At 69.1% G+C, this 19,281-nt stretch carries 20 protein-coding genes; 6 read left to right on the top strand and 14 right to left on the bottom strand.

Annotation, left to right across the window (positions count from 1 at the left end; all coding sequences use genetic code 11):
* Nucleotides 1-21 precede the first annotated feature (21 nt).
* The 5 genes from AB8K43_RS14440 to AB8K43_RS14420 all read right to left on the bottom strand — a co-directional run bounded on the left by AB8K43_RS14440 (nt 22) and on the right by AB8K43_RS14420 (nt 6,547).
* A complete protein-coding gene (locus tag AB8K43_RS14440; RefSeq protein ID WP_370894911.1) occupies nt 22-1,998 on the bottom strand; it encodes a M13 family metallopeptidase in 1,977 nt (658 codons plus the stop codon).
* Entirely contained in the window at nt 1,995-2,219 is a 225-nt protein-coding gene (locus AB8K43_RS14435) for a hypothetical protein (RefSeq protein ID WP_370894910.1), read from the bottom strand. Before AB8K43_RS14435 ends, AB8K43_RS14440 begins: the two co-directional genes overlap by 4 nt.
* An 86-nt stretch (nt 2,220-2,305) precedes the next feature.
* Nucleotides 2,306-5,878, bottom strand: a complete 3,573-nt coding sequence (gene smc, locus AB8K43_RS14430) for a chromosome segregation protein SMC (protein WP_370894909.1) — start codon at nt 5,876-5,878, stop codon at nt 2,306-2,308.
* Nucleotides 5,879-5,889: 11 nt separating this feature from the next.
* A complete protein-coding gene (locus tag AB8K43_RS14425; RefSeq protein WP_370894908.1) occupies nt 5,890-6,204 on the bottom strand; it encodes a chorismate mutase in 315 nt (104 codons plus the stop codon).
* A 34-nt stretch (nt 6,205-6,238) separates the two neighbouring features.
* On the bottom strand, nt 6,239-6,547 hold the full coding sequence (locus AB8K43_RS14420; protein ID WP_370894907.1) for an acylphosphatase: 309 nt from the start codon (nt 6,545-6,547) through the stop codon (nt 6,239-6,241).
* Nucleotides 6,548-6,627: 80 nt separating this feature from the next.
* Here AB8K43_RS14420 and AB8K43_RS14415 point away from each other — a divergent pair, with 80 nt between their 5' ends.
* Together AB8K43_RS14415 and AB8K43_RS14410 are read left to right on the top strand one after the other, a co-directional pair.
* Nucleotides 6,628-8,526 carry an acyltransferase family protein gene (locus AB8K43_RS14415; RefSeq protein ID WP_370894906.1) on the top strand — a complete coding sequence of 633 codons (1,899 nt, stop codon included), beginning with the start codon at nt 6,628-6,630 and terminating at the stop codon, nt 8,524-8,526.
* Nucleotides 8,527-8,588: 62 nt separating this feature from the next.
* Complete coding sequence (locus AB8K43_RS14410) at nt 8,589-10,106, top strand: HNH endonuclease signature motif containing protein (RefSeq protein WP_370894905.1); 1,518 nt, start codon at nt 8,589-8,591, stop codon at nt 10,104-10,106.
* 154 nt (nt 10,107-10,260) lie between these two features.
* Here the strand turns inward: AB8K43_RS14410 and AB8K43_RS14405 are convergent, their stop codons facing one another.
* Complete coding sequence (locus tag AB8K43_RS14405; RefSeq protein ID WP_370894904.1) at nt 10,261-10,662, bottom strand: hypothetical protein; 402 nt, start codon at nt 10,660-10,662, stop codon at nt 10,261-10,263.
* On the opposite strand from AB8K43_RS14405, the gene AB8K43_RS14400 reads away from it, so the two are divergent.
* Nucleotides 10,661-10,846 carry a hypothetical protein gene (locus AB8K43_RS14400; RefSeq protein WP_370894903.1) on the top strand — a complete coding sequence of 62 codons (186 nt, stop codon included), beginning with the start codon at nt 10,661-10,663 and terminating at the stop codon, nt 10,844-10,846. The genes AB8K43_RS14405 and AB8K43_RS14400 overlap by 2 nt on opposite strands.
* A gap of 301 nt (nt 10,847-11,147) precedes the next feature.
* On the opposite strand, the gene AB8K43_RS14395 is transcribed toward AB8K43_RS14400, so the two are convergent.
* The gene (locus tag AB8K43_RS14395; RefSeq protein WP_370894902.1) at nt 11,148-11,774 is read right to left on the bottom strand and encodes a DUF6318 family protein; all 627 of its coding nucleotides are present in this window, start codon (nt 11,772-11,774) and stop codon (nt 11,148-11,150) included.
* Between the two features lie 141 nt (nt 11,775-11,915).
* On the bottom strand, nt 11,916-12,827 hold the full coding sequence (locus AB8K43_RS14390) for a DMT family transporter (RefSeq protein ID WP_370894901.1): 912 nt from the start codon (nt 12,825-12,827) through the stop codon (nt 11,916-11,918).
* Between the two features lie 69 nt (nt 12,828-12,896).
* Here AB8K43_RS14390 and AB8K43_RS14385 point away from each other — a divergent pair, with 69 nt between their 5' ends.
* The 3 genes from AB8K43_RS14385 (at nt 12,897) to AB8K43_RS14375 (ending at nt 15,927) form a co-directional block, all read left to right on the top strand.
* Complete coding sequence (locus AB8K43_RS14385) at nt 12,897-13,748, top strand: LysR family transcriptional regulator (protein ID WP_370894900.1); 852 nt, start codon at nt 12,897-12,899, stop codon at nt 13,746-13,748.
* A gap of 61 nt (nt 13,749-13,809) precedes the next feature.
* Nucleotides 13,810-14,565, top strand: a complete 756-nt coding sequence (locus tag AB8K43_RS14380) for an alpha/beta fold hydrolase (protein ID WP_370894899.1) — start codon at nt 13,810-13,812, stop codon at nt 14,563-14,565.
* Nucleotides 14,566-14,568: 3 nt separating this feature from the next.
* Nucleotides 14,569-15,927, top strand: a complete 1,359-nt coding sequence (locus AB8K43_RS14375) for a cytochrome P450 (RefSeq protein ID WP_370894898.1) — start codon at nt 14,569-14,571, stop codon at nt 15,925-15,927.
* Between the two features lie 171 nt (nt 15,928-16,098).
* Here AB8K43_RS14375 and mutM read toward each other — a convergent pair whose 3' ends face one another.
* The 6 genes from mutM to AB8K43_RS14345 form a co-directional block, all read right to left on the bottom strand.
* The gene (gene mutM / locus AB8K43_RS14370; protein ID WP_370894897.1) at nt 16,099-16,974 is read right to left on the bottom strand and encodes a bifunctional DNA-formamidopyrimidine glycosylase/DNA-(apurinic or apyrimidinic site) lyase; all 876 of its coding nucleotides are present in this window, start codon (nt 16,972-16,974) and stop codon (nt 16,099-16,101) included.
* Nucleotides 16,975-16,983: 9 nt separating this feature from the next.
* A complete protein-coding gene (gene rnc / locus AB8K43_RS14365; protein WP_370894896.1) occupies nt 16,984-17,718 on the bottom strand; it encodes a ribonuclease III in 735 nt (244 codons plus the stop codon).
* Between the two features lie 9 nt (nt 17,719-17,727).
* Nucleotides 17,728-17,922 (bottom strand): 50S ribosomal protein L32, encoded by a 195-nt coding sequence (rpmF, locus tag AB8K43_RS14360; protein WP_370894895.1) that lies wholly within the window; start codon nt 17,920-17,922, stop codon nt 17,728-17,730.
* Nucleotide 17,923: 1 nt separating this feature from the next.
* A complete protein-coding gene (locus AB8K43_RS14355; protein WP_370894894.1) occupies nt 17,924-18,517 on the bottom strand; it encodes a DUF177 domain-containing protein in 594 nt (197 codons plus the stop codon).
* Between the two features lie 78 nt (nt 18,518-18,595).
* Nucleotides 18,596-19,114, bottom strand: a complete 519-nt coding sequence (coaD, locus tag AB8K43_RS14350) for a pantetheine-phosphate adenylyltransferase (protein WP_370894893.1) — start codon at nt 19,112-19,114, stop codon at nt 18,596-18,598.
* A gap of 86 nt (nt 19,115-19,200) precedes the next feature.
* On the bottom strand, nt 19,201-19,281 hold an 81-nt coding region (locus AB8K43_RS14345), incomplete at its 5' end, for an integrase core domain-containing protein (RefSeq protein ID WP_370892097.1).

The following is a 19,281-nucleotide window of genomic DNA, read 5'->3' as shown; positions in this document are numbered from 1 at the left end:
CGAGAGCGCGAGCTGGGCGCGCTAGAAGACGGTGACGCGCTCCGCCGGGTCGACCCAGAGCCCGTCGCCGGGCTCGCTACCAAACGCCTCGTGGAAGGCGTCGACATTGCGAACGGCGTTACCGCGCAGGTCCATCGGCGCGTGCGGGTCGACGGTCAAGAGCCGCTTGGCCTCTTCGCGTCGCGCGAGCCCACGCCACACCCGGGCCCAGCCGATGAAGAACCGCTGATCGCCGGTCAGGCCGTCCTCGCCGACCTCGTGGGGGTCGACACCGGCCTTCTCGGAGGCGATTCGGTAGGCAGCGTGGCCGATCTGGAGGCCGCCGAGGTCACCGATGTTCTCGCCGACGGTGAGGCCGCCGTTGACCTTCTCGCCGGGCGCGTCGCGGGTTTCCAGCTCCGAGAACTGGGCGATAAGGCGCTCGGCGCGCTCGGTGAAGCGCGCCCGGTCCTCGGCCGTCCACCAGTCACGCAGCGTGCCGGTGCCGTCATAGGTCGAGCCCTGGTCATCGAAGCCGTGCCCGATCTCGTGACCGATCACCGCGCCGATGCCACCGTAGTTGAGGGCAGGGTCGGCGTCGACATCGAAGAAGGGGGGTTGCAGGATCGCCGCCGGGAAGACGATCTCGTTCATCCCCGGGTGGTAGTACGCGTTGACCGTTTGCGGGGTGAGGAACCACTCGCCCCGGTCGATCGGCCCGCCGAACTTGGCAAACATCCGGTCGATCTCGAACTCGGTCGCGCGCTGGATCGAGCCGATCAGGTCCTCGCCGTCGATCTCGAGCGCGGAGTAGTCGCGCCAGCGGTCCGGGTAGCCGACCTTGGCGACAAACGAGCCCAGTTTTGTTAGGGCCTCGGCGCGCGTCTGCTCACCCATCCACTCCAGGTCGCTAAAGGACCGGCGGAAGGCCTCGACGACATTGGCGACGAGGTCGTTCATCGCCTCCTTCGCCGAAGGGGGGAAGTGCCGCTCGACGTACAACTCCCCCACTGCTTCGCCGATCGCTGCCTCGACCAGCCCGACGCCCCGCTTCCAGCGAGCGCGTTGGGCGGGGATTCCCGACAGGGTCCGCCCGTAGAAGTCGAAGTTCGCAGCCGACATCGCACTGGTGAGGTACGGCGCGTACTCGCTCACGATGTGCCAGCGCAGCCAGTCCTGCCAGGTGGAGAGGTCGACCTCGCGCATCGTCTCGGCGATGACGCCGAGGTATCCGGGCTGGCGCACGATCGGGGCGTCCAGCGCGCGCTCCGGTGCCTGGAGAGCCGCCATCCACGCCTGCCAGTCGTACCCCGGGGCGAGTTCGGCGAGTTCTGCGGCGGTCTTGGGGTTGTAGGCCTTGATCGTGTCGCGCGCGGTCACCGCGTCGACGTGACCGGCCGCGAGCCGCGTCTCGAGGTCCATGATCGCCGCCGCGCGCTCGCCCCCTTCGTCCTCGTCGGCCGCGATCCCGGCGAGCACGAGCATCCTGGCGATGTGCGCGACGTAGGCCTGACGGATCGGCGCGAAGGATTCCTCGCGATAGAAGGACTCATCGGGCAGGCCGAGCCCGCTCTGCTCAAGCAGGAAGGCGTAGCGTCCCGCGTCGCCGGGGTCGGTGTCGACGAAGGGCTGAAGCACTCCGGTGACGCCCACGCGCTGGAGGGCTCCGGTCAAGACGATCAGCGCGCCGACGTCGCTCACCGCGTCGACCTGAGCGAGGAGCGGCCGAAGGGGGTCTGCCCCGAGCGCGTCGAGGCCAGCTTCGTCCATGAACGCCCGATAGAGATCGGCGACCTTCGCCGCGGTGGTGCCGGGTTGATGCTCGGCCGCGGAGAGTTCGTCGATCAGCGCGCGAACGTGCTCTTCGGAGCGTTCGCGCAGGTCATCGAAGGTGCCGAACCGTCCCCGGTCCTCCGGGATCGTGTGCGACGCCAACCACGAGTTGTTGACATGACCGAAGAGGTCGTCTTGCGGACGAGTGGCCTCGTCCAAGGTGCCGGGGTCGAACCCGGTGCTCACGCGGCGCCCTTGCGGCCGGGGACGAGGGCGCCGGCGCGATGTCCCGCCTGGCCCGCACGCCCCTTCGCCGCGTCGGCCTGGTCCTTGACGCGGACCACGACGCGTTCACCGCGCTCGGTGAGCAAATCCTTGCCTTCGCGGCGAGCCGGCACAGCCACCAGGCCCAACACGACGACGGCGAGAACGAGGCAGAAGAGCAGACCCAGCACTAACGGAAGCATGCCTCTATGCTCGCCCATTCTCGCGAGTAACCCCAACCCCGACACCCGGGCTGTCAGGACTCTCACAGGCCCGCGGTGGTGGACGTTCAGGCGGTGGAGACGTCCCGGACCCGCTGGGAGACCACGGCGGTGATCCCGTCACCGCGCATGCTGACGCCGTAGAGGGCGTCGGCGACTTCCATCGTCTTCTTCTGGTGGGTGATGACGATGAGTTGGCTGGAGTCGCGCAACTCCTCAAAGAGGGTGATCAGGCGGCCGAGGTTGGTGTCATCGAGCGCCGCCTCGACCTCATCCATGATGTAGAAGGGCGACGGCCGCGCCTTGAAGATCGCGACGAGCAGGGCCACCGCGACGAGCGAGCGCTCTCCACCGGAGAGGAGAGACAGGCGCTTGACCTTCTTGCCGGGTGGCCGGGCCTCGACCTCGATCCCGGTCGTCAGCATGTCCGATGGGTCGGTGAGGATCAGCCGCCCCTGGCCGCCGGGGAAGAGGCGAGCGAAGACCCCTTCGAACTGCTCGGCGGTGTCCGCAAAGGCCTCGGAGAAGACCTGCTCCACCCGCTGGTCGACCTCCGCGACGATCCCGAGGAGATCCTTCTTGGACTGGCGCAGGTCCTCGAGTTGGGTCGTCAAGAAGGTGTGTCGCTCCTCGAGCGCGGCGAACTCCTCCAGCGCGAGGGGGTTGACCCGGCCGAGGGCGCGCAGGCCTCGCTCGGCCGTGCGCAGGCGCTTTTCTTGCACCTCCCGGACGTACGGAGCGGGCTCGGGGAAGTCGTCGGCCTCGGGGTCCTCTTCGGGCCCAGCGACGTGCGGCACGAGTTGGTGGGGGCCGTACTCGTCCATGAGGACATCGGGGTCCATCCCGAGCTCCTCGATCGCCCGGGTCTGCATCTGCTCGATCCGAGCGACCTGCTGCGCGCGGGCGACTTCGTCGCGGTGGACGCTGTCGGTGACGTCGCGGAGTTGGTCCTGCTGGGCGGCAAGGACGGTGCGGAGCTCGGCGAGGGCCCGGTCGCGCTCGGTGCGGGCCTCCTCGGCCGCGGCGCGCTCGGTCTGGGCGAGGTCGCGGGCGAGGCGCACCCGCCCGACCGCCCAGCGAGCGGCGGTTTCGACGGCCGAGGCGGTCTCGGCCTCACGTCGGCGCTGCTCCTGACGGGCGCGGAGGCGCTCGCGGGCGGCGATTTCATTGCGGGCGGCGCCCTCGAGGGACTCGGCGCGGCCGTGCAGGGCTCGGGCCCGTTCTTCCTTGGTGCGCAGCGAGAGCCGCACTTCGGTTTCGGCCGTGCGCGCGCGGCTGGCCTCGATTTCCAGGCGGTCGCGGTCGTCGGTCTGCTCGTCCTGCTCCTCTGCCGGAGCGGCCTCGGCCTGGGTGAGCCGGGCCTCTAACTCGGCGAGTTCGGCGCGGCCGGACTCCAAGGTGCCGGTGAGCTCGGCGATGGAGCGCTGCGTGCGCTCGGCTTCGGCGCGGGCGGAGCGCATCGCGAGGCCATGCGAGCCGAGTTGCTCTGCGACCGCGGCCATCCGGGCGTCGGACTCGTGCAGGGCCTCCATCGCGGTCTCCATCGCCTCGGCCCGCTCGGCGAGCGTGGTGCGGGCGGCGGCGAGCGAGAAGCCCGCCTGCTCCCCGCGCCGGGTGGCGTCGGCGACGGCTTCTCGGGCCTCGTCGAGCGCGGCAGCGAGCTCGAGGGTGCTGGGCGCGGCGCTGGAGCCGCCGTGGACGACTCCGGGGGCGTAGAGGTCGCCATCGGCGGTGACCGCGCTCACCCCTTCGCGCTGCTCCAGCAAGGCGATGGCGTCTTCGGTGGTCTCGACGATCGCGACCCGCTCGAGGACTTGCTCGACGGCGGGGCGCACCGACGCGGGTGCCTCGATCACGTCGACGGCCCAGGTGGCGCCGGACGGAAGGGCGGGCCACTCCCCCTTGCTGATGGGCCGCGCCGTCTCACCGACGATCAGGGTGGCGCGACCGGCGTCGTCGGCCCGCAGTTGCTCGACGGCTCGGGCAGCGGCGTGAGCGGTGCCGACTGCGAGGGCTTCGGAGGCCCAGCCAAGGGCAGCGGCGACGGCCGCCTCGTGTCCGCCGGTGACTTGGACGAGCTCGGCGAGGCTGCCGAGGATGTCGTGATCCCCCTTCGCGGCCTCGCGCAGGGCGGCGGCGCCGTCCTTGCGGCGCAAGCTGAGCTCGAGCGCTTCGACCCGGGCCTGCGCGGACGTGCGGTCCCGCTCGGCGTCGCGCTCGGCCTGCTGCCAGCGTTCGACCTCAAGGGCGGCGTCGGCGTGGGCTTGGTGGGTGCGCTCGTAGGCAGCGTCGAGGCCCTCTTCGCTGCCCTCTTCGTCGGCGATCGTCGACTCCAGCGCGGTGAACTCGCGCTCGGCGTTCGCCGCCCGCTCGGTCGCGGTCTCGACGAGTGCGCGCAGGCGGCCGATCTCGGCTTCGGCAGCCTCGACTCGGCTCCGCCGGGCGCCGACCTGTCCAGCGAGCCGCGCGAGGCCCTCCCTTCGGTCCGCGGCAGCGCGAGCGAGCCGGGCGAGGCGGTCATGCTCGGCGGTGTACGCGCGCTCGGCCTCTTCTCGAGCCTCGACGGCTTGGGCGAGGGTTTCGCTGACGCGGGCGATCTCGTCGCGGAGGAGTTCCTCGTCCTTGCGGGCCCGCTCCGCTTGGGCGCGCAGCTCGTCCGGATCGCGGCCGGTGGTGCGCTCATCGGAGTCGTCTCGGCTGAGGAGCCGGACGCGGTCGGCGGCCATGGAGGCGGCCGAGTCGATGCGCTCGGCTAGGGACTGGAGCCTCACCCAGCGGTCGTGAGCCGCGGCGAGCAGCGGGGCCGCCTCGGCGGACGTCTGCTCGTGGGCGGAGATTCGCTCTCGGGTGGCGAGCAGGGCCTCTTCGAGTTCGGCCCGCTGGCGCAACAGGGCGGTCTCGTCGGCGACCTCCTGCTCGAGAGCGGAGGTGAGTTGGACGAGGTCATCGGCGAGGAGTCGGAGCCGGGCGTCGCGGGCGTCGGCCTGGATGACCGCGGCGCGACGGGCGGCCTCGGCCTGACGACCGAGGGGGCCGAGCTGGCGGCGGATTTCGGTGGTGAGATCGGCGAGGCGGGCGAGGTTAGCTTCCATCGCGTCGAGCTTGCGCAGCGCCTTTTCCTTGCGCTTGCGGTGCTTGAGGACGCCCGCCGCCTCTTCGATGAAACCGCGCCGCTCCTCCGGCGTCGCCCGCAGCACGGTGTCGAGTTGCCCCTGGCCGACGATGACGTGCATCTCTCGGCCGATACCCGAGTCGGAGAGGAGCTCTTGGACGTCGAGCAGGCGGCAGTGGGTGCCGTTGATCGCGTACTCCGAACCGCCGTTGCGGAACATCGTCCGGCTGATCGTCACCTCGGTGTAGTCGATCGGCAGGGCGCCGTCAGTGTTGTCGATCGTCATCGACACCTCGGCGCGGCCGAGCGGGGGCCGTCCTGCGGTCCCCGCGAAGATGACGTCCTCCATCTTCCCACCGCGCAACGACTTCGCGCCCTGCTCGCCCATGACCCAGGCCAGGGCGTCGACGACATTGGATTTACCCGAACCATTGGGGCCGACGATGCAGGTGATGCCGGGTTCGAGCCGAAGATGAGTCGCCGAAGCGAAGGACTTAAAGCCCTTCAGGGTCAGAGACTTGACGTACACGGGCGCTGAGCCTACCCGTGGGTGTCCGCAATCCCCCCGCGGTCGTCGGCAATCGCCTCGTGATGGCGGATCACCTCGGCGATGATGAAGGTCAAGAACTTCTCGGCGAAGTGGGGGTCGAGGCCGGCTTCGTCGGCAAGACCACGCAGGCGCTCGATCTGGCGCTCCTCGCGCGCCGGGTCGGCGGGCGGCAGGTCGAGTGAGGCCTTTAAGACCCCCACCCGCTGGGTCGCCTTGAAGCGCTCGGCGAGCAGGTGCACGAGCGCTGCGTCGATATTGTCGATGCTCTGGCGCAGGCGCAGCAGTTCGGGCGGGGTCTCGTTCACGCCCCGCAGCCTACGACGGCGCTTCTCGGAGTCGTTAGCGCTCGACGAAGCCGGACACCCCATCGCGCCACGTCCCGTCCATCCGCGCCACGGATTGCACGCGCCCCGGGCGGTTGGTGGTCGACGGCTGCTCCCCGAGCAGATCGATCAGCCGATCCACCTGCTCGGCCGGGCCCTGCGCGACGACCTCGACGCGGCCGTCGTCCATATTGCGGGCGTGTCCGGCGAGGCCGAGTTCCAGTGCCCGCGCGCGGGTCCACCAGCGAAAGCCCACCCCCTGGACGCGTCCTCGCACGAAGGCGGTCACTCGGATCGGGGCAGCGGATCCCCCTTCGTCACTCATATCGGCCAGGGTAGGCAAGTCCGGCGCCCCTCGGTGCGCCTCCCCCCGGTTGTCGGCCCCAATCCCTACCGTTTGGTCTCGTGGGAGTCGACGCCACCATCGCTACCCCGACCCGCGCTCCGGATGCGCCGTCGGGTGCTGCCCGGCCACGCGCCCGGCACCTGCCCGGGCTCGATGGTCTGCGCGCCGTCGCCATCGCCGCGGTCCTGCTTTTCCACCTCGATCCGACCTGGCTACCCGGCGGCTTCCTCGGCGTCGACGTCTTCTTCGTCATCTCGGGCTTTTTGATCACCACCTTGCTCGTGCGCGAGCGCGAGGCCACCGGAGGCGTGGACCTCAAGGGCTTTTGGACCCGGCGCGCGCGGCGCCTGCTGCCGGCGCTCCTCGTCGTCGTGCCCTCGTGCATCCTGATCGCGCGCACGGTCGAGGCGGATCTGCTGGTCGGCATCGGGCGCCAGACGCTTGGGGCCTTGACCTTCTCCACGAACTGGCTCGAGATCGCCCACGGCTCGGACTACTTCAACGCCACGTCGCCGCAGTTGTTCATGAACTTCTGGTCGCTCGCGGTCGAGGAGCAGTTCTACCTCTTCTGGCCGCTTGCCTGCCTTGGACTGCTGGCGCTGCGGCATCGGTTGCGGGTCAGCGAAGGGGTGATCGCTGGGCTTGTCGTTGGGCTCGGGCTCACCTCGGCGGCGATGATGGCGCTGCGCTACGACCCGGAGGCGCCGACTCGGGTCTACTACGGGACCGACACGCATCTTGCCGGGCTGATGCTGGGATCGGCGCTTGCCTTCTGGTGGGCCGGGCCGACGCGCGCAGGCACGACCGGTCGGGTCTGGGTCCGCTACCGACGGGCGATCACCGCGGGCGCCCTCGTGGGCCTCGCCGGACTGTTCTGGTTCGCCGATGAGGGAGCCGCCTGGACCTTCCGGATCGGGATCCTCGCGGCCTCGGTAGCGACCGCTGTCCTGGTACTGGCGGCGATCGACCGGCCCGGCCCGCTCCGCACCGCCCTCGAGTTGCCCCCGCTCACCTGGATTGGCCAGCGCTCTTACGGCATCTACCTGTGGCACTGGCCGGTCATCCTGATCATCGGCCAAGATGCGCCCACGGCGGCCGGTACCACCGCCTTCCTGTGGTCGCGCCTGTGGGCCGTGGTCGTGATCCTGGCCCTCGCGGATCTGTCCTTCCGCTTCATAGAAACGCCGGTTCGGCGACGGGGCTTTCGCGGCACCGCTCGGGTGATCGGTGGTCTGCTCGCGATGAGTTCAGAGCGCACCCGACGCGGTGCGCTCGCGGTCGCCGTCATCCTCGCGGTGGTGCTCACCGCCGTCCTCGTGACCGCTCCGGACAAGAGCTCCACGCAGCAGGTGATTGAGCAGAACTCTGCCGCCGCGAGTGGCAAGCGCGACACGAAGGCGGCGAAGACCTTTACGGGCAAGAAGAGCTTCACCATGCCCAAGGGCAAGGACATCGACATCTTCGGTGACTCGATGGTGGTTGGGAGCGTGCCGGCCCTGCGGTACTACTTCCCGGGAGTGCAGATCAGCGCCAAGTCCAATCAGCAGTGGCACCACGGCTATGCGGAGGTTCACAACGCGGGCCGCTCCCTTCGGCGCGCGGTGGTCCTTGCCTACGGGACCAACGCCGGGACCGATGAAGCGACGATCCGCAAGACCCTCGATCTCATCGGCCCCGACCGGATGGTGGTCCTGGTCAACCTGCATGGCGATCGCCTCTCGCGGATCCCGAGCGACAACAAGCAACTCGCCGCGATCGCGTCGGACTATCCCAATGTCACCGTGGCGAACTGGAATGCCGCAGCAGCGGGGTCGCCCACATCGCTGCAACCCGACGGCATCCACCCTTCACTGACCGGCGCCCACCTGTACGCCAACACGATCCGCAAGGCGTTCGCGGGGCTATCGGAGAAGCACACCGGCCAGAAGGTCACCCTGAAGGACCTCCCGATCCCCTGATCCTCCCTTTTTTCTGCCATCACACCCTTGTGCCCTTGTTCGAACACCTGTACGATTAGGTCATGAGGGCGACGGTAGAGATTCGCAGCGAAGGGGGCTCTCACCCGGTCTCGAGTGAGGACCACGGTCGAGCGTTGATCGAGCGCGCCCGCGAGGTGGCCGGCCGGCTGAACTCCGCCCATCGCGATCTCGTCGCCCTCGCGGCCGAGGTCATCGCCGATCCCGAGTCGATGGGCCGCGGATTCACCTCTGCAGAGCACTGGCTCACCGTCCGCGCCGGGATCTCGCCGGCCCGGGCCCGGGATGCGGTCCGCATTGCGCGGCGCGCAGGCGAGCAACCGGTCTTGACTCGCTCCCGCGAACTGGGACGGATCACCTTCGACCAGGCGGCCGTGGTGGCCTCTCGGGTTCCGAGCAGCCACGAGGAGTCGATCACCCATCTCGCCGAACAGACCACCGTCACGCAGTTGCGCCGGGTCGTTGCGCGCTATGACTTCGCTGCCGGCCAAGAGGCCGCGGAGCTCGCCCTCGCTCGCGATGGGGGCGACGAGTCATCAATCCGCCCGGCAGCAGATACCGCCGCGGACGCCGATGTCTCCGCAGACCCGCCGGTCGAGCCACCCTGCCTTGCCATGTGGCACCAAGGGGGACGATTCCATCTGCGCTATGAGGCACCGTCGGATGTCGGAGCGCTGATCGAGCACGCTGTCCGAGAAGCCAAGGACGCCCTCTTCACCTCGGGCCAGACCAGCGTCACTCACGCCGACGCCATCGCCGAGATGTCGAGCCGATCTCTGAGCAGCACCGACTGCAGCTCGCGGGCAGCGCGCTATCGCGTCTACGTCCATCTGTCGGCCGATGGTTCCTGGCTCAACGGGCGGGGCAGCATCCCGCGGCGGATCGCCGAGCGTTTCACCTGTGACGGGATCATCCAGCCGGTCCACGAGGACCGTCATGGTCGTCCGGTCAGCGTCGGGCGCGAACAGCGGATCGTGCCCATGCGTACGAGGCGCCTGATCGAGGACCGCGACCGAGGGTGCGTCGTGCCGGGCTGTCCGGCGGTGCGCTTCGTCGAGATCCACCACGTCGACTTTTGGAGTCGTGGCGGCGGCACCGACTACGAGAGCAATGTCAGCCTCTGCCCTGCGCATCACGATGCACTTCACCGCGGCGAGATCGCGATCACCATCGGCCCCGACGGGATTGGCCCGGCTGGCACCGGACTGACCGTCACCGATGAGCACGGTATGGCGATCGCGAGCGCCCCGACCGGCATGGTCGAGGCGATCGAAGACCCAGAAGCACGACGATGGCGAGCACCGACCGGCGAGCGGCTACACCTCGCTGGGCTCAGTTCGAGGACCGAGCTCGCCGCCGGCCGATCACAATGGGGCGATCACGCGATCCTCGGCGCCGCCTGGGTGACCGACGGCCCCGGCGCGGCGTCGCCCACCTTGACCGGTCAGCTCTACTCGCCACCTCGCCATCGTCAGATCGAGGCCACACCGGTCGCGGAGTATCCCGACCCCGACCCGCCCCCGCGCGAGTCGTACGAGTTAGTCCCCTTCCTCTCCTGGTGACCGGACCACGGTCGCCGGCGCAGACTCCACGGCCCGCGAGGTGATGGCGGAGCCCGCGAGTTGGATGAGCGGCTTGTTCACCGAGGCCTACGTCGCAGGTGCCTTCGGATCGGCGCTGACCTCGCAGGCCTCGGTCACCCGGATCAGGTATGCCTTAGTCGTCGACCAGGCGCGGCTTGGCTTCGACGACCCGCAGGTTCGAGACGGGCTCATTGTCGAGGTCCGCGACGCCGTCGATGTCACGCCAGGGGCCGCCGTCGATCCGGAACTTGCCTCGCAGTCGGGCGTCGGCTTTAACCGACATCACCCCGGTATCGGTGTATGCGTGCACGATGTCGCCATCGGGGTACCGCCCGCCGCGGCTCGAGGTCCAGCCCGATGCGTTGCCGTCGCCGAACCGGACGTTGTACTCGGGATCCGCGATCTGGAACTCCACCTTCCACCCCAAGAGGGTGACCGGCGCAGATACTTCACCCGGGCCGAGCCCCGAGTCTGACCAACGCACCGCGTAGTAGGTCGGTAGGTGAACCAAGGTCTTCTGGCCCGGAGGCTCCATGCTGACCCTTGGTTTGGCGAATGGCACCGATCGGTACGCAGACAAGACCTGGCCCATCGATGGTTGGGCGGGCACCGCGACCCCTGGAGGCGCCGCCTCAGGCGAGCACACGACCTGGGGGCCCGGACTCCAGGCTCCGGAACCCCGCGGCCGGCTCCAGATCAAGGTCGGCACGCCCGCGTAGCCCACCTGCGAGACCATGCACGATCCGAGCGCGGAGGCACAGCCGGACTGATCGCGGCGGGCGCTCGCCCCCGAGCACACCACCGATCGATACTGCACCCGCGACGGAGGTCGAGCAGAGGCCACGCCACGCGTCGACTGCTTCTGGCCTGAAGGGCGGGTTGTAACGCGCGAACTCCTCAGCAAGAGCCCAATCTGGTTGCGCCTTGTCCACGCGCTGTGCTCGGGGTCGTCCGCCGTCGGTGCCGCCTCCGCCGCTTTTCCTTCTACGAGGTGGCCCGTAGCGAGGACGAGCAGCATCCCTAAACAGAAAGAACAGAATCGACTACGCGCCATTGCCCAGCCCTCCAATGCAACAGATGCGTGTAGTAGCCGACCGTCCTCGGAGATCTCTCGACCCGCTTCCCGTCTTGATCGACCAGGTCGTACTCGACCATTGCCAGGTTCACCCTCACGTGAAGGCCTCGCTCGCTCCGTTGGGGCTGCTCGGCGCGGATGTCCGTGTTCGGGTTCCGTTCCGCATGGAGGCCATCAGCGCGGAGTTCATCGATCCCATCGACGAGCGCCTTGCACGCCACGCAGTTTGACTCCCCCAGCGCCTTTAAGGCGGTCGTGTCCCCTGTTCTGAAAGCCTCGCCAACTTGGACGGTGTAGAACTCCGCAAAGGCCATCGCTCCGGCCTTGGTGTTCTTGGTTGCGGCCTCGGGCAGGTCGGGCGCGGCGCTCTCCCCTGACGTGGGTGACGTCGTGCCGGAGGTTGCCGTCCCACTCGTGGATGAACTGGTCTCGGTCGGGGTCAAGGCCGGGCCCTTTTTTGGCGAGGCGACCGAGGTCGTCGACGGTGCTGGGGTCTCGTCGTCCCCGCACCCTGCGCTCCCGAGCGCGACCGTCAGCACCACGAGCGCACCAGCAACCCGACGAACCACCACGGGGTGCCCCCTTCGTCGTCGAAAAGGAAAGTGCCTTCCACCATGACGCAGATCCGGGGCAATAGCACCCCCTGAGTCGCACCTTGTGGATAACCCGCGCCCAGCGGTCACCTTCCTCACGCCGGACGATGTATCGCGCCGTCAACGATGACGGCGGGATACATCGGGTGCCAGCACCACCCGCCGTGCGCGGGCCTGAGCGCCGATCACCATGACGTTGGCGAGCACGATCAGCACGATCCCCGCGAACTCGTTGATGCGGAGCGTCTGGCCGAGAATGATCATCCCGGCCAACGCCGCGAGCACCGGATGGATGCTCGAGAAGAGGCCGAAGGCCCCAGGTGGCACGCGGCGAAGGGCGAAGAGGTCCACGCAGTAGGGCACGACCGAGGCGAGGACACCCGCCGCCACGGCCGCGCCGAGCGCCGCCCCTGTGAATCGGCCGTCGATCACCAAATGGATCACGATGGGCGTCGTCAGGACGCACGCGGCGCACGCTGCGACCGCGGGGGCCTGAAGGCCGGGCAGGCGTGTGCCGAGAGTGCGGTTCAGCAGGATGTACGCCGCCCAGCAGGCCGCCGCGAAGAGGCCGCTCGCAACCCCAATGAGGTCGGTACTGGAACTCGGCAGGACCAGGACGTAGACCCCCAGACCGGCGAGGAGGGCTCCGAGCACATCGAGACCGCGCCGCGATGACCCGAGCGCGACCGCCAAGGGCCCGAGGAACTCCAAGGTCACCGCGAGCCCCAACCCGATCCGATCGATGGCCGTGTAGAGGCCCAGATTCATCCCGGCGAAGACCAGGCCGAGACTGAGAGCTGGCCACCATTGCGACCAGCTCATCTGGCGCCACGGCGGCCGGGTCAGCGGAACCAGGACGGCTGCGGCGACAAATTGCCGCACGGCGACCACTCCGGGCGGACCGATCGCGTCGAAGGCGAGGGCACCGGTGGCTGCGCCGGCCTGATTTGAGGTTGCGCCGACCACCATCGCGGCGTATCCGGGGGCGCGACGCGGCTCGGCTGTCGCGACGGGGGTCTGGAGATCGGTCATGACGGTGAGTCTTCGACCCGTCGGGTCATACGCAAAATGCATGATCACCGCCTGCCATACGCTAAACGTATGGAACTTCGACACCTCCGAGCCCTGGTGGCCGTCGTCGATGAGGGCACCTTCACCGATGCGGCGATCACCCTCGGCCTCTCTCAGGCGAGCGTCTCGCGCACGATCGCCGGTCTGGAAGCCGAGCTCGGCGTCCGGCTCCTCGAACGCAACGCCCACGGCGTGCGACCGACGACCTCAGGGCGGCTCGCGCTCGGGCACGCGCGACGGGCGCTCGCGGAGTGTGACCGGCTGGCCGAGCAGGTCGCCGACGCCGGCTCCGAGGTACGGATTGGGTTCGCCTGGGCGGCCCTCGGCCGCCACACCATTGATCTCCAGCGCGCCTGGGCCGAGCAGCATCCGGGGTCGACGGTCTCCTTCATCCACGCCAATACACCGACAGCCGGCCTCGCCCAGGGGCAGGCCGACCTCGCGATCACCCGGCGGGAGGTTCGCGATCCGGCGATCCGCGCCAAGGTCATCGGGGTCGAAGCCCGCTACGCCGCGATCGCGAAGGGGGACCCGCTCGCCCGGCGACGGACTCTCTCCCTTCGTGATTTCGCTGGGCGCGTCGTGGCCGTCGATACGCGCACTGGCACCACGACGGTCGACTTGTGGGCCCCTGACGCCGCTCCTGCTAAGACCCGGTCAACCCGCGGGCTGCAGGACTGGCTCGCGCGGATCGCTGCGGGCGAGCTCGACGGGATGACAACCGCGGCGACGGTGCAGCAACACCCCTATCCCGGCGTGGCCTATCGCCGGGTCCGCGACGCCCCGCCGGTTCCGGTGTGGCTGGCCTGGTGGCGCGCCCACCCTCCCCCGCAACTGCAAGACCTCATCGACCTCGCGAGTGAGCTCTATGCCCGCGACTGACTCGGGGTGCGGGCACTAGGGTCGGGTCAGGAACTCAACGACGAGACCAAGGGAGTCCCCCATGCCCATTGCGCACCGCTCCATCGGCACCGGCGAGCAGACCGTCTTCCTCCTCCACGGGTGGTTCGGATGTTCCGACGGCTGGGGCGATTTCCCCGATTACCTCGATCCCGAGGCCGCGACCTGGGTCTTCACCGATCACCGCGGGTATGGCATGCGGAAGGGCGAGAGCGGCACCTATTCGCTCGATGAGGTCGCCGACGATGTGCTCGCGCTCGCCGACGAACTCGGCGCCGACTCCTTCTCCCTGGTGGGCCACTCCATGGGCGGCGCGGGTATCTTGCGCATCCTCGCCAAGGCTCCCGAGCGGGTCGACCGGCTCGTCGCCATCACCCCGGTCGGCGCTCAGCCCACCCCCTTGGACGAGGCGGGGCGTGACCTCTTCTTCGGCGCGCCGGACGACCCGGGACGCCGCTACGGGATCATCGACTTCACGACCGGCAATCGCCTCGCACCCCGTTTCGTCCAGTCAGTCGTCGACTCCAGCCTGGAGCAGAGCACGGTCGAGGCCTTCCGCGGCGCGGTCGAAGCGTGGGCAAACGCTGACTTCCTCGATGAGGTCGAGGGCAAGCAGCACCCCATCCTCGTGATCGCCGGCGAACACGATCCCGCGCTGGGCGAGGAGACCGTGAAGCAGACCTGGGCTCCCCACTTCCCCAACTGCACCGTCGAGGTGATGCCAAACGCCGGGCATTACCCGATGTTTGAGGCTCCGGTGGCGCTGGCGACCAGCATCGAACGATTCCTCAAGGACTAAGGGGTGTCAGCGACGGACCTGGCGGCCGCCACCTCGCGGGTCCATGACCCCGCGACTTACGTCGGGGACGTCCCGTATGCCGAGCTCGCGGCGTTACGCGACGGGCCGGGGATCGCCTGGGTCGAGGAGCCCGACATGCCGGGCTGGCCAGCCGGCACTGGGTATTGGTTGGTGCTCCGCCACGCCGATGTCCGCACGGTGCTCGGCGACCCCGCGACCTTCTCCTCCGCGCTCGGCGGGACGCAGATTCGCGATCCCGAGGGACCGGCCGACCTCGAGTACGTCCGGGCCATGATGCTCAACATGGACCCGCCGGAGCACACCCGGCTCCGGCGGCTACTCCACGCCTCCTTCACCCCGCGCGCGGTTCGATCTCTGGACGAGCGGGTCCGTGACCACGCGCGGACCATCATCGAGCGGATGCTCGCCGGCCCGGACGTCGTCGATTTCGCCAAGGAGGTGGCCGCGGATCTCCCCCTTCTCGTGCTCGCCGATCTCCTCGGAATGCCGAGCGAGGACCGCTGGCTCATGTTCGACTGGGCGAGCCGGGTGATCGGCTGGCAGGACCCCGACTACGCGGTGAGCGCGAGTTTCGACGCCAAGAGCGGGTCGGAGATGGCGCGCGAGGCGCTGGCACTCCGCCCGACCCCGGATGAGGAAGGGCGGATGCCTGACCCTCGATCGCGCGCCGGCATGCCCGACCTCTACCGGTACGCCCATCTCCTTGGCGAAGCGAAGCGCTCTGACCCAGGTGAGGACATCATGTCGATCCTGATGAGTCAGCGTGACGATGGGCCGACCGGCTTCGGGGGCGGGGTCAGCATCGAGGAGTTCGAAAACCTCTTCTGGCTCTTCGCCGTCGCTGGCAATGAAACCCTGCGCAACGGCATCCCCGGCGGGATGGTCGCCCTCCTCCAGCACCCGGACGCCCAGCGCACGCTACGCGCCGACCCCTCGCAGATCCCGGCCGCGGTCGAAGAAATGCTCCGCTGGTGGACGCCGGTGATGATCTTCCGGCGCACCGCTGCGGCCCCGACCACCATCGCTGGTCAGACGATCGCGAAGGGGGACAAGGTCGTCGTCTCCTTCGCCGCCGCCAATCGCGACCCGTCCGTCTACGACCAACCGGACGTCTTCGATATCGCGCGCTACGCGGTGCGACCACCTCCGCGGGCGCACCTCGCCTTCGGCCACGGGCCGCACGTCTGCCTCGGCGCGAATCTCGCGCGCGTCCAGATGGGCGCGATCTTCACCGAACTGCTGACGCGCACGACCTGGATTGAATCCGCCGGCGATCCCGCCTGGCTCCGCTCGAATTTCCAACGCGGGGTCAAGCGTCTGCCGGTCCGAGTGACCCCCTGAACCGCACCGTCATCCACTACAGCGTGGGGTGCTGAAGGTGCTCGCCCCGGCACCCTGTGCAGGCCACCCCGAGAGGTGGGGTGCTGAAGGTGCTCAGTCCCGCACCCTGTGCAGGCCACCCAGCGAGGTGGGGTGCCGAAGGTGCTCGCCCCCGCACCCCTGGCACCCCGGCTACGGGATGCGCCGCGCTCGCGGGCGGGGCTGGCAGCGCGGGCACGACGTGGACGAGCGGTTCATGAATTGCTCGCGTCGCATGATCGCCCCACACCGCTGGCAGGGGCGCCCGGCCTGCCCATAGGCCGCGAGCGATCGGTCGAAGTAGCCGGACGCGCCGTTGACGTTGACGTAGAGCGCGTCGAAACTCGTCCCGCCCTGCGCGAGCGCATCCTGCATGACATCGCGCGCGTGCCCGAGAAGGCGCTCGATCGCGGGCTTTGTGAGAGCGGACGCGGCTCGCTCGCCATGGATCCCGGCACGCCAGAGGGCTTCGTCGGCGTAGATATTGCCGATCCCCGAGACGACCCTCTGGTCCAGCAAGACCCGCTTGATCCCACTGCTGCGGGCCTTGATCTGCCGGGCGACGAGACGGGCGTCGAACTCCGGGTCGAAGGGGTCGCGCGCCACGTGGGCCACGGCGAGCGGGAGCCCGTCAGGGCGAAGGGGGCTGAGCGCCAGGCCCCCGAAGGTGCGCTGATCGACGAACCGCAACTCCGGACCTCCGTCAGCGAAGCGGAAGCGGGCATGAAGGTGGCGCTGCGCGGGCGAACTCGCGTCCGAGACGAGCATCTGCCCGCTCATCCCGAGGTGAACGATCAACCCTTCGTCCGCTTCGCCCGCACCATCGCCGAGAGCCAGCCAGAGATACTTCCCCCGGCGGTGCGCCCCCGAGACGACGCGCGAGGCCAGCCGATCGGCCAGATCGAGAGGTCCAAGAGGGTGGCGGCGGGCGACGCGCGCGCCGAAGAGATCGGCAGAGGTGATCCGCCGACCGACGACGTGCGCATCGAGGCCGCGGCGGACCACCTCGACCTCGGGCAGTTCGGGCACGGGCCTCGCTCAGCCTTCGGTGAGGGCGCGCCAGGCCATCGCGGCGGCCTGTTGCTCGGCGTGCTTCTTGTTCCGACCGACTCCGGTCCCACGGACCTCATCGCCGACGATGACCTCCGAGTGGAAGGTCTTGGCGTGGTCCGGGCCGTCCTCGGTGGTGCGATAGATCGGGCTCGCGAAATTGGCCGCCTGGGCGACTTCCTGCAGGCTGGTCTTCCAGTCCAGCGCCGCGCCGAGCGTCGCCGAGTGGCGGATCAGCGGGTCCAGCAAGGAGTGGATGAGTTCGGCCGCGCACTCCTGGCCCCTCGGCTGCTCCGAGGAGAGGTAGACGGCGCCGATCACGGCCTCGGTGGTGTCCGCAAGGATCGAGTCCTTATCGCGCCCACCGGTCGCCTCTTCGCCGCGACCGAGGAAGAGGTACTCCCCGAGCGCGATGGTCCGCGCAACCTCGGCGAGGGCACGCATGTTGACCACGGCAGCCCGGAGCTTAGCGAGCTGGCCCTCGGTGATATCCGGATGGATCCGGTAGAGGTGATCGGTGACGACGAGCCCGAGGACGGAGTCCCCGAGGAACTCGAGCCGCTCGTTATGAGGCACGCCGCCGTTCTCGTACGCGTACGAGCGGTGCGTCAGGGCACGCAGGAGCAGCGACTCGTCGACGGGCTCTCCGGTCACCTGGGTGAGGTGATCCGAGAGCTCCTCGACGGGCCGCTGCGTCGGTTGCGTCCGGCGTGAGCGAGCCACGCGCGGGGCTTACGCCTGGTGCTCGGTGCGGTCCGCCGTCGCGTAGTAGCGACCCTTGTAGGTGCCGCAGGTCGGGCAGGCCTGGTGGGCCGGGGCCAGCGACTTGCACTGCGGGCAGGTCGACAGCGCCGTCGGCGTCGCCTTCCAGTTCGCCCGGCGCGAGCGGGTGTTGGAGCGCGAGACCTTCCGCTTCGGGACAGCCACGTCAGTTCCTCTTCTCTTGGTCCGTAGTTCCCGCCTGGTCGGTGAGGGATCCGAGTCCCTGCAGAGCCGCCCAACGGGGGTCGATCACGTCGTGATGGTGGTCCGGGTCATCCTCGAGCCGGGCTCCACATTCGGAGCACAGCCCGGGGCAATCGTCCCGGCACACCGGTTGGAACGGCAGTGCCGGCAGCACCGCGTCCCGGAGCACTGGATCGAGGTCGATCAGATCGTCCTCGATGGTGTGCTCGGCCTCATCGTCTTGTGACGGCTCCACCGTGCGGTGGTGCTTGGCACGATCGGGCCACACGAACAATTCCTGGAACCGCGCGTCGACCGGATGGTCGATCGGGTCCAGGCACCGCACGCAGGCACCGGTCGCCATTGCCGTAGCCGTCCCGGTGACAAGCACCCCTTCGTGCACCGACTCCATCCGAAGGTCGAGCTCGATCGGCTCGCCCTCGGCGACGCTCAACACGTCATTGCCGAAGTCGGCTGGCGCCCCCACGGTCCGCTCGATCTCGTGCATCACCCCGGGGCGTCGACCAACATCCTTGGCGTCGAGCGCCAAGGGCGAGGCAGGGCTGATCCGGTTCATGGCTCCGCTAATCGGGTGGGTGAAGGGGGCATCACATAGGACGGCCGCGCCAAAGGACGCGTGGGCCGACGCACCAGATTACCCGACGGGCCGCCCGTCCCCCAAAACCTCGCCGGGACGGGGCAGCCGCTCGATGAGCGCATCCCGCACCGCGTCGCTCACGAGGCCCGTCACATCCCCACCGAATCGGGCGACCTCCTTCACGAGCGAACTCGAGACGTGCTCGAAACGGGGATCGCCGGGGAGGAAGAGGGTCTCGACCCCGGTGAGGTGCCGATTCATCAGGGCCATCGGCATCTCGTAGGCGAAATCGGTCCCGCCGCGCAGCCCTTTGACGATCGCGGTCGCGCCGACCTCGGTGCACACGTCGACGAGAAGGCGGTTCGCGAAGGCCTCGACCCGTACGCCCGGGAGGTCCGCGACCTCGTCTTCGATATAGCCGATGCGTTCGTCGATGGTGAAGGTGCCGGTCTTCGCCGGGTTATGCAAGATCGCGACGATCACCTCGTCGAAGAGGCCCGCCGCGCGGCGTAGGACATCGACGTGCCCGGCGGTCACCGGGTCGTAGGAACCGGGGCAGACGGCTCGGCGAGTCATGCGCCCCACCCTCCCATACCGTCCGTGATGAGAGCCGGGCGAAGGGGGCGAGCCCGTCGCCTAGTTGTACCCGGCCACCACGTTGGTTACAGGCGGCTGATGGGTGGATGGCCTGCGAGTGAGCTGTGGCGTCGTTCAGTGTTGTAGTGCTCGAGCCATGGCGCAAG

It is taken from the genome of Janibacter sp. GXQ6167 (assembly GCF_041365945.1).
In the GTDB taxonomy this organism is placed as follows: Bacteria; Actinomycetota; Actinomycetes; order Actinomycetales; family Dermatophilaceae; genus JBGFSK01.
Note: the sequence above shows the minus strand (reverse complement) of the source record. Positions and strands in the feature narration are given on the sequence as shown.